Source organism: Bradyrhizobium hipponense (assembly GCF_008123965.1).
GTDB lineage: Bacteria > Pseudomonadota > Alphaproteobacteria > Rhizobiales > Xanthobacteraceae > Bradyrhizobium > Bradyrhizobium hipponense.
Genome location: NZ_VSTH01000060.1, coordinates 68,826 through 77,951 on the forward strand (window position 1 = coordinate 68,826; position 9,126 = coordinate 77,951).

8 protein-coding genes are annotated in these 9,126 nt (G+C 65.2%); 5 read left to right on the forward strand and 3 right to left on the reverse strand.

Translation table 11 applies throughout. The annotated features are described in order from the left end of the window. Positions 1 to 5 precede the first annotated feature (5 nt). Entirely contained in the window at positions 6 to 488 is a 483-nt protein-coding gene (gene soxY / locus FXV83_RS19960) for a thiosulfate oxidation carrier protein SoxY (protein ID WP_148741105.1), read from the reverse strand. A gap of 35 nt (positions 489 to 523) precedes the next feature. Then, the gene (gene soxX / locus FXV83_RS19965) at positions 524 to 877 is read right to left on the reverse strand and encodes a sulfur oxidation c-type cytochrome SoxX (protein ID WP_148741106.1); all 354 of its coding nucleotides are present in this window, start codon (positions 875 to 877) and stop codon (positions 524 to 526) included. 251 nt (positions 878 to 1,128) lie between these two features. On the opposite strand from soxX, the gene FXV83_RS19970 reads away from it, so the two are divergent. Further along, positions 1,129 to 1,803 (forward strand): DUF938 domain-containing protein, encoded by a 675-nt coding sequence (locus FXV83_RS19970; RefSeq protein ID WP_148741107.1) that lies wholly within the window; start codon positions 1,129 to 1,131, stop codon positions 1,801 to 1,803. A gap of 165 nt (positions 1,804 to 1,968) precedes the next feature. Here FXV83_RS19970 and ugpB read toward each other — a convergent pair whose 3' ends face one another. Continuing rightward, complete coding sequence (gene ugpB, locus FXV83_RS19975; RefSeq protein WP_235939900.1) at positions 1,969 to 3,309, reverse strand: sn-glycerol-3-phosphate ABC transporter substrate-binding protein UgpB; 1,341 nt, start codon at positions 3,307 to 3,309, stop codon at positions 1,969 to 1,971. 200 nt (positions 3,310 to 3,509) lie between these two features. Here ugpB and FXV83_RS19980 point away from each other — a divergent pair, with 200 nt between their 5' ends. From FXV83_RS19980 to FXV83_RS19995, 4 genes are read left to right on the forward strand one after another with little or no spacing between them, the layout of a single operon-like run. Continuing rightward, on the forward strand, positions 3,510 to 4,520 hold the full coding sequence (locus FXV83_RS19980; protein ID WP_148741109.1) for a TRAP transporter substrate-binding protein: 1,011 nt from the start codon (positions 3,510 to 3,512) through the stop codon (positions 4,518 to 4,520). A gap of 6 nt (positions 4,521 to 4,526) precedes the next feature. Beyond that, positions 4,527 to 6,605 carry a sensor histidine kinase gene (locus FXV83_RS19985; protein ID WP_187436022.1) on the forward strand — a complete coding sequence of 693 codons (2,079 nt, stop codon included), beginning with the start codon at positions 4,527 to 4,529 and terminating at the stop codon, positions 6,603 to 6,605. Next, positions 6,575 to 8,320 (forward strand): ATP-binding response regulator, encoded by a 1,746-nt coding sequence (locus FXV83_RS19990; protein ID WP_148741110.1) that lies wholly within the window; start codon positions 6,575 to 6,577, stop codon positions 8,318 to 8,320. Before FXV83_RS19985 ends, FXV83_RS19990 begins: the two co-directional genes overlap by 31 nt. Positions 8,321 to 8,344: 24 nt before the next feature. After that, positions 8,345 to 9,082, forward strand: a complete 738-nt coding sequence (locus FXV83_RS19995; protein WP_148741111.1) for a response regulator — start codon at positions 8,345 to 8,347, stop codon at positions 9,080 to 9,082. The last annotated feature ends 44 nt before the right edge of the window (positions 9,083 to 9,126 follow it).

The window sequence follows — 9,126 nt, forward strand, 5'->3', positions numbered from 1 at the left end:
CTCGCTTAACCGCCGCAGCCGCCGACGGTGACTTTCACTTCCTTGGTCGCGCTGTAGAGCTTGCCGTTGGCTTCCACGATCGCGGTCACGTTGGTGGTCTTGGCCATCTTCAGGCGGTTGGCGACGCTCGCCACCGTGCCGTCAGGAATCCTGTAGGACGCCGCCAGCGCATTCGGATTTTCCGCCACGAAGAACGAGATCGAGGTCACCTTGTCGAGCGTCGTCGTCACGGAGATCGGCACCACGCCGCCGTTCTCAGCAATCTCGGGCGCATCTAACTTGACCTTGTCGGAGGGCTCGGCGTTCTTGCCATAGAGCGCCTTGATCGCCTCCGCCTCGCTCTTCTGCTTGAACGCCTCTTCCGGATATTTGTCGTTGGCCGCGGCGCGCGCGGGGGCTGCGAACGGCAAATTGCCGAGGCCGAGCAGCGCGACCGAGGCCGCGCCCTGAAGGATCAGGCGCCGTGTCGCCAGAGCGGGGTTGTGCATCTCAAATCTCTCCTGGTCGGTCTGCCGGCCGGCGGTCACAGGGTTTGCAGGAAATCAACGATCGCGTTGATCTCCTGTTCGGTCAAAATCCGGTTCCGGCCGAACGGCGGCATCATCGACTGCGGGTTGCGCCTGGTCTCGTCGAACAGGATCGCGACCAGCTCGTTGCGGTCGGGGTATTTCGCCTTGATGTCCTTGAGCTCCGGCCCGATCGTCCCCGGCAGGTCGCCGCCCTTGATGACATGGCAGGTCAGGCAATTGCCCTTGCCGCGGTCGAAGGCTAGTTTTTGGCCGTCGGCGACGGTGGACTGCGCCCGCGCCGGGCCGGCGGCGAGGCCGGCGGCGATGGCCAGCACGAACAGCAGGGGCTTCCGGGACTGGGCGGTCAAGGCGTCATTCCAAAGCGTCGTTCCAAGCGCTATGTCGATGATCTCGTGCGCGGAAGGCGTTCCAAAGCACAAAGGGCATCGCCTGACAATCAGGACTATGCGCACGGCAAAATGGAGTTAATATCTTCCGCATTACAACTAAAGAGATTATTTGTTCAGGGATTCGGTCCTTGGGCGCAGGCCGGTGATTTTGGAGCGTTCGGGCGCTCATTCTGTTTTCATTTTCGTTCTCCAGTTTTCAGGGGATTCAATTGGCTGACTATGTCTTTGAATTTGGCAGGGACGGCGGCCGGGTCGAGCCGGACGGGCGGCTCGATGCGCCGGCATTTCATCGCAATCACGAGCCGATCTGGGCGGCCCTGGAAAAGCACCTCGCGGGGACGTCGGGCAACGTGGTCGAGGTTGGCAGCGGAACCGGCCAGCACGTGGTCCATTTCGCGCGCCATACACCCGGCCTGATCTGGTGGCCGAGCGACCTCAACCAGCGGCACCTCAAGAGCATCGAGGCCTGGCGCATCCATTCCGGCCTGCCGAACGTCCGCTCCCCGCTGCGGATCGATCTGTCCGATCCGCACTGGTGTCCGGAGATGGCGAGCGGCCAGGGGCCGACAAGTCTTGCGGCCGTGTTCTGCGCCAATGTGATCCACATCGCGCCATGGGACGTGGCCAAGGGCCTGTTCGCCGGCGCCGGCCGCTATTTGCGCGCCGACGGCAAGCTGTTCCTCTACGGCCCGTTCAAGCGCGACGGCAAGCACACCGCCCTCAGCAATGCGGTGTTCGACACCTCGCTGCGCGAAGGCAATCCCGACTGGGGCGTGCGCGACATCGGCGATGTCGAGGAACTGGCGCGAGGCGTGCGGCTCACATTGATAGATACGATCGAGATGCCCGCGAACAATCTCGTGCTGGTATTTGAGCGGGGTTAAGCGACGGCGTTGCTGCGAACCTGCCCGGCCTCGTGGTTCGAGGCGCGCCGTAAGGCGGCGCTCCTCACCATGAGGGTCCAAAATCTCGCCACGAAACGAGACCTCATCCTGAGGGCCCGCCCCTAGGCCTCGTCTCGAAGGACGAGGCGCGCGCTCGGGCAGCCGCTACCGCTCCGGGCTGGCGCGCTCGAACTGGCGCAGGAGCTTGTTGCCGCGTTCGACTGCGGAATCGAGCGCTCCTTGCGCGCCCTTCTGGCCCGAAAACGCTTGCTCCAGCTCGTCCTCGATGGCGCCGCGGATCAGGACGAAGGAGCCGAGCCGGATGCCCTTCGAATTCTCCGTCGGCGGATGCAGCGTGACCTCCTCGAACGAGATCGCCGAGCCCGGATTGCGCTGGTAAAAGCCCTGCGCGCGCGTCAGCTCGAAGGCGGCGCGGGTGATCGGCAGATAGCCGGTGTTCTGGTGCCAGGCCGCCTGCACGCCGGGCTGCGACAGATAGGCGAAGAACCGCGCCACGCCCTTGTACTCCTGGCGCGGCCGGTCGCGCAGCACCCACAGCGTGGCGCCGCCGATGATCGAGTTCTGCGGCGCATCGTTCACGTCGGGCCAATACGGCATCATGCCGTAGCCGATCTCGAACTTCGAATTCGCCTTGATGTCGGCGCGCGTCGCCGAGGAGCCGATGAAGATGCCGCATTCGCCGTTCTGGAAGCGCGGCTCGGCCGACTGCCCGCGGCCGCTATAGTCGAACAGCTTTGTCTTTTGCCATTCGGCGAGTTGGGCAACGTGTTTGACGACGACCGGATTGTTGATGGTCAGCTCGGCATCCAAGCCGGCAAAGCCGTTCGCGCGGGTTGCGAGCGGCAGGTTGTGAAACGCCGAAAAGTTCTCGACATGAATCCATGACGGCCAGGACGTGGTGAAGCCGCAGACCGCGCCGCGCTCGCGCAGGCGCTTTGCGGCGGCGCCCAGCTCCGGCCACGTCTTCGGCGGCAGATTCGGATCGAGGCCCGCATCGCGGAACATGGTTTTGTTGTAGTACAGGATCGGCGTCGACGAATTGAACGGGAACGACAAGAGATTGCCGGCCGCGTCAGTGTAGTAGCCGGATACGGCGGGAAGGTAATCGCCCAGCGAGAACGGTTCGCCCATGTCCCGCATCATACTGAACACCGGATAGATCGCTCCCTTGGCCGCCGTCATGGTGGCGGTGGCGACCTCGTTGACCTGGACGATCGCGGGCTGGCTGCGCGAGCGGAAGGCGAAGATCGCCGCCGTCACCGTCTCGGTGTAGTTGCCCTTGTAAGCAGGCACGATCCGGTAATCGGACTGCGAGGCGTTGAAGTCGGAGGCGAGCTTCTCCAGCTGCCGGCCGAGCTCGCCGGACATGGCGTGCCACAGCGCGATGTCGGTGGCGGCGCGCGCCGGAGTGGCCAATGAGAGAGACGCCAAGGAGAAGGCCGCGACGGCGGCGGCGATCTGCAAAAGGCGCAATGCTGAAGTCACGTTGGCTCTTCCCGTGTCGCGCGGCAAAAGGCGACCGATCCTGCATAAGGCGCGGCATTCGCGGTTTCAACCGGGAATGAGCCCCGGCCGCGCCGCACAATCGCGCCGCGGGCGAACCGGGATGGCCTTCCCTTTACCCTCTGCTAGATTGCATTGAACCTTTTCCTTCCGCCATAGACTCCACCACTGAGGGGTTGAGTGTGCCAGTGTTGAACCGTGCCGAACGCTCGCGGACCGGGGTGGTTTTCGTCGTGCTACTGCTCGCCGCAGTCTTGATGGACATGTGCGGGGCTGGCGCCGTTGCGCGCGAATTCCGCGCCGCCGACACCCAGACCGAGGATTACCCGACCGTCCAGGCGCTGCGCTACATGGGCGCCTTGATCGCCGAGCGCACCAAGGACCGGCTCGAGATCAAGGTGTTTCACTCCCGCCAGCTCGGCGAGGAGAAGGAGACGATCGAGCAGACCCGGGCCGGCGCGATCGACCTCAACCGGACCAATGTGGCCCTGATCGGCAATTTCGTTCCGGCGATGAACGTGCTAGCCATGCCGTTCCTGTTCCGGTCCATCGAGCACATGCAGAAGGTGCTGGACGGGCCGATCGGCAACGAGATCCTGAACAGTTTCGAGCCCTACGGCTTCGTCGGGCTCGCCTTCTACGATTCCGGCGCACGGTCGATCTACAACGCCGTCCGGCCGGTGCAGAGCGTGTCCGACCTCAAGGGCCTGAGGATCCGGGTGCAGCAGTCGGAGTTGATGAGCGAAATGATCCGCTCGCTCGGCGCCGAGCCGGTCGAGTTGCCCTATGGACAGGTGCTGACAGGGCTCGCGACTCATTTGATCGACGGCGCTGAAAACAACTGGCCATCTTTCGTGACGACAGACCATTACAAGCATGCCGGCTATTACACGCTGACCGAGCACACGATGAGCCCCGAGGTGCTGGTGATCTCGCTCAAGGCCTGGCGGAGCCTCGCAGTGGACGACCAGCGGATCTTCAGGGACGCCGCGCTACGCTCCAGCCGATTCATGCGCGAGAAGTGGCGCGACCTCGAAGAGCAGTCGCAGCGTAAAGCGCAGGCCGCAGGCATCGCCGTCGTCAAGGATATCGACCGCAAGCCGTTCGAGGACGCGATGACGGCGATCTACGCCAGGGCGGCACGCGATCCCGCCGTGGCCGCGCTGATCGAACGCATTCGCAAGGTGGAGTGAGCCGAATTGGCCGCGCCTGGACACAGCGAGCACGCAGACCGGGCGGCCGGCCCGGCCGCACAGCTGCGCGCGCGTATCGTCGGAGCGTTACGGGCGGTGCCGATCCGCTGGCGCATCCTGTCGATCGCGGCGCTGAACTCCGCCGTGGTGGTGGTGCTGGTCGCGATGATCTGGAACGGCACGCAGGTGCTGGGCTCGGCCTGGGGCGACGTGCGCCAGGTGCGCGAGTCCGACAGGATTTTGGCGCTGCTCGAAAGCGAGACCGGGCGCCTGCACAATTTGATCCACCGCTACATCAACCAGCCGAGCCCGGACCTGTTCGCCGAGATCCTGCTGCTGCGCGAGGCCGTGCTGGGCACGTTGGCCAACCGCGCCGCCAAGGATCCGATGCTGTCAGGCTCGGTCGAGGAGCTGGAGCGCTCCACCGACCGCTTCCTCAACGGCTTTGGCGACCTGCGCGGCGTGCAGGCGACCATCGCAAAGACCTATGAGGAGCAGGTGCAGGGCCCGGCCAGGGACATGGCCGGCCTCTATTCCATCATCGAGGGCGCCACTGGCCACCGCGACGCCCTGATCTGGCCCTCGCTCGGCAAGTCCCGCGAGGCCTTCACCGCCATGCTGGTGGCGGCGAATTCCTATTATCTGTCGCTGTCGCCGGCTGCGGCCGACGAGGCGCGGCGCAACACCGAGACGATCGAGAAGACCGTTCCGGTCATGATCGATCTCGCCGACAACGACCTCCAGCGCATGGCGCTGCGAAAGCTCGCCACCCGCACCACGGCGCTGCGCGAGGGCTTTGCAAAACTGTCAGAGCAGCTTGCCAGCCGCACCGAGCTGCTCCGCAACACCATCGACGCCAGCCAGGCCGAGGCGATCGGCGCCATCGACGACCTCTCGACCAAGATGCGCCAGCGCGAGCAGAAGGCGCAGGAGACGTTCGACCGCACGCTGGCGGATATTTCGCGGCGGGTGCTCTCGATTGCGGTGATCTTCCTCGGCATCATCCTCACCGCCGGCGTTCTGATCGCGCTGTCGATCCGGCTGCCGCTGCAGCAGATCATGGCGGCGATGCGCGCGATCACGCTCGGCGATCTCGGCCGCGAGGTGCAGGGCACCAAGGCGCGCGACGAGGTCGGGGCCATGGCGCGCGCGGTGGAGGTGTTCCGCGAGAACGCAATCGCCAAGCGCGAAACCGAGGACGAGCTGCGCGCCTCCAAGGAAAAGGCCGAGAGCGCGCTGCTCGAGCTCAACGCCGCGCAGCAGAATTTGATCGATGCCGAACGGCTCGCAGCCCTCGGCGGCCTCGTCGCCGGCGTCGCCCACGAGGTCAACAACCCCATCGGCATCAGCCTGACGGTGGCATCCAGCTTTGCCCGCCGCAGCGAGATTTTCGAGGCCCAGCTCAAGGGCGATGGCGGTCTGCGCCGCTCGCAGCTCGAGGAATTCGTGCAGTCCTCGCGCGACGCCTCGCAGCAGCTCGTGGCCAATCTGCAGCGCGCCGGCGAGCTGATCCAGTCGTTCAAGCAGGTCGCGGTCGACCGCTCGCACGCCGAGCGCCGGCAGTTCTCATTGAGCGAAGCCACCGAGCAGATCATCGCGAGCCTGCGTCCCGTGCTGAAGCGCTCGCCGATCACGCTCCAGGTCGATGTGCCCGAGGGGCTGCTGCTCGATGGCTATCCCGGCTCTTATGGCCAGATCCTGACCAATCTGTTCCTCAACGCCGCCAACCACGCCTTCGCCGACGGCCGCGCCGGCACCATCACGATCTCGGCGCGGCCGCGCGGGGCCGACGACATCGAGATCAGCTTCGCCGACGACGGCGCCGGCATGACCTCTGACGTGCAGCGCCAGGCCTTTGACCCATTCTTTACCACTCGGCGCAATGAAGGCGGCACGGGACTTGGCCTGCATATCGTCTATAACCTCGTCACCCAGCAGCTCGGGGGACGGATGATGCTGGAATCCAAGCTGGGACAAGGCACTACTTTTCGCATTATCATGCCCCGCCTCGCCAAGGGCGGCGCGCAAAGCACAGAAAGTGACGGGACTTCTCAATGGCCGAACAGGACGATGTCCTCCACCTGATCGACGATACCGGTACCACGTCGGAGGATGCTAACTCCCGGAAATGGAAAATCGCCGTCATCGACGACGATCCGGCCGTGCATGACGGCACCCGCTTTGCGCTGTCCGACTACAGCCTCAACGGCCAGGGCCTTGAGATCCTCTCTGCCCATTCCGCGGCCGAAGGCCGCAAGCTGATGGCCGAGCACAGCGACATCGCGGCCGTGCTGCTCGACGTCATCATGGAGACCGATGTCGCCGGCCTCGAGCTGGTCGAGTTCATCCGCAACGAGATCAAGAACGAAACCGTGCGCATCATCCTGCGCACGGGGCAGCCAGGCCAGGCGCCGGAGCGGCGCGTCATCGTTCAATACGACATCAACGACTACAAGGCCAAGACCGAGCTCACCGCCGACAAGCTGTTCACCTCGCTGACCGCGGCGCTGCGCTCCTACCAGCAGCTCGAGCGCATGGTGCAGACAAGGCGCGGGCTCGAGATCATCATCGACGCCGCCTCGACGCTGTACGACTTCAAGTCGATGCAGCGGCTCGCGGAGGGCGTGCTGACCCAGCTCGCCTCGCTGCTCAATGTCGATTGCGCCGGCATACTGGTCCTGCGCGACAACGGCGGGGTCGACCCGGAGCTCTCGGTGCTCGCCGGCAGCGGCTGCTACAGCCGCTTCATCGGCACCACTTCGTCCAAGGCGCTCGACCCCGAATTGCGCGCCATGGTGGAGGCCGCGTTCCAGCGCCGCAAGAACGAATTCGCCGACCACCGCAGCGTGATTTACTTGCGCACCGGCAGCGGCCGCGAGGTCGTGGTGCTGCTCCAGGCCGAGCGCGAGCTGTCCGAGACCGATCGCTCGCTGGTCGAGATCTTCTCCAGCCGGCTGTCGATCGCCTTCGACAACGTCATCCTCTACCAGCAGCTCCAGGACGCCAACACCCAGCTCGAGGACCGCGTCGCCCAGCGCACCCGCGCGCTGATGCAGGCCAACCGCCGCCTGTCAGCGCAATGGCTGCGGCTGCAGCGCGCCAACGGCTTCAAGAACGAGATCTTGGGCACAGTCGCCCATGACCTGAAGAATCCTCTCGGCGTCATCCTCGGCCGCACCGAGATGCTGAAGGAGCTGATCTCGACCGGCGCGTCGTCGGACGGCGTGGTCGCCCAGGTCGATCATATCCGCGACGCCACCAAGCGCCTGACCACGATGGTCGATCATCTGATCTCGGACGCCATGGCCGATGCCTTCGACATCACCATCCGCCGCGAGCCGGTCGACGTCGCGGGCCTGGTCAAGGAGGTCGCCGAGGCCAACAAGCCGCTCGCCGTCAACAAGCAGCAGGCGATCAGCGTCACCGCGCCGTCCAACATCGTCACCATGTGCGATACCGACCGCATCCGCGAGGCGATCGACAATCTGATCAGCAACGCCATCAAATACTCACCGATCGGCGGCAAGATCGGCGTCGTGGTCACCCATGAGGGCAGCGACACCATCATTCGCGTCAGCGACGAGGGCGCTGGGCTGTCGCCGGAGGATCTCGGCCGATTGTTCGGCCGGTTCCAGCGGCTGTCGGCGAAACCGACCGCCGGCGAGAGCTCGACGGGGCTTGGGCTTTCCATCGTCAAGCGTATTATCGACATGCATGGCGGCGAAGTCACCGCCACGAGCGACGGTCCCGGCAAGGGATCGACCTTCACCATCACGCTGCCCGCGACCGAAACGCCATGATTTGAGTGCCGAGATCCGATTGAGATGACCCAAAGCCCGCACATCATGATCGTCGACGACGAGGCCCCGGCCCGGGAGATGGTCGGCGACTACCTCAAGATGCACGGCTTCACCGTGACGCTGTGCGACGGCGGCAAGAGCCTGCGCACGGCGATCCAGGGCAGCATGCCCGATCTCGTCGTGCTCGACCTCAACATGCCCGAGGAAGACGGGCTGTCGATCATCCGCGACCTCAAGAGCCGCATCAACGTCCCCGTGATCATGCTGACGGCGACCGCGAGCCCGATCGACCGCGTGGTCGGCCTCGAGCTCGGCGCCGACGATTACGTCGCCAAGCCGTGCGAGCTGCGCGAATTGATGGCGCGCATTCGCTCGGTCCTGCGGCGGAGCACGCCGGCGAAGGCGGCGGCCAGCGAAGCGGCCGCGGCGAAATCCGAAAAGGATCAATTGGTGCGGTTCGGCACCAAATGGCTCGATCTCGAAGCGCAGGCCCTGCGCGACGACGAAGGCAACGAGCATCCGCTGACCGCATCCGAGTTCGGGCTGCTCAAAGTGTTCGCGGCCAATCCGAAGCGCGTGCTGTCGCGCGAGCGGCTGCTGGAATTGGCCAATGCGCGCGACGCCGAGGCCTTCGACCGCGCCGTCGACCTGCGCATCATGCGCATCCGCCGCAAGATCGAGCCCGACCCGACCAAGCCCGCCGTGATCCGCACCATCCGCGGCGGCGGCTATCTGTTCTCGCCGGCGGGCGAGAAGGCGTAGGGGCGGGCGAGGGCGCAACACCTGCGATGTCGTCCCGGCGAAGG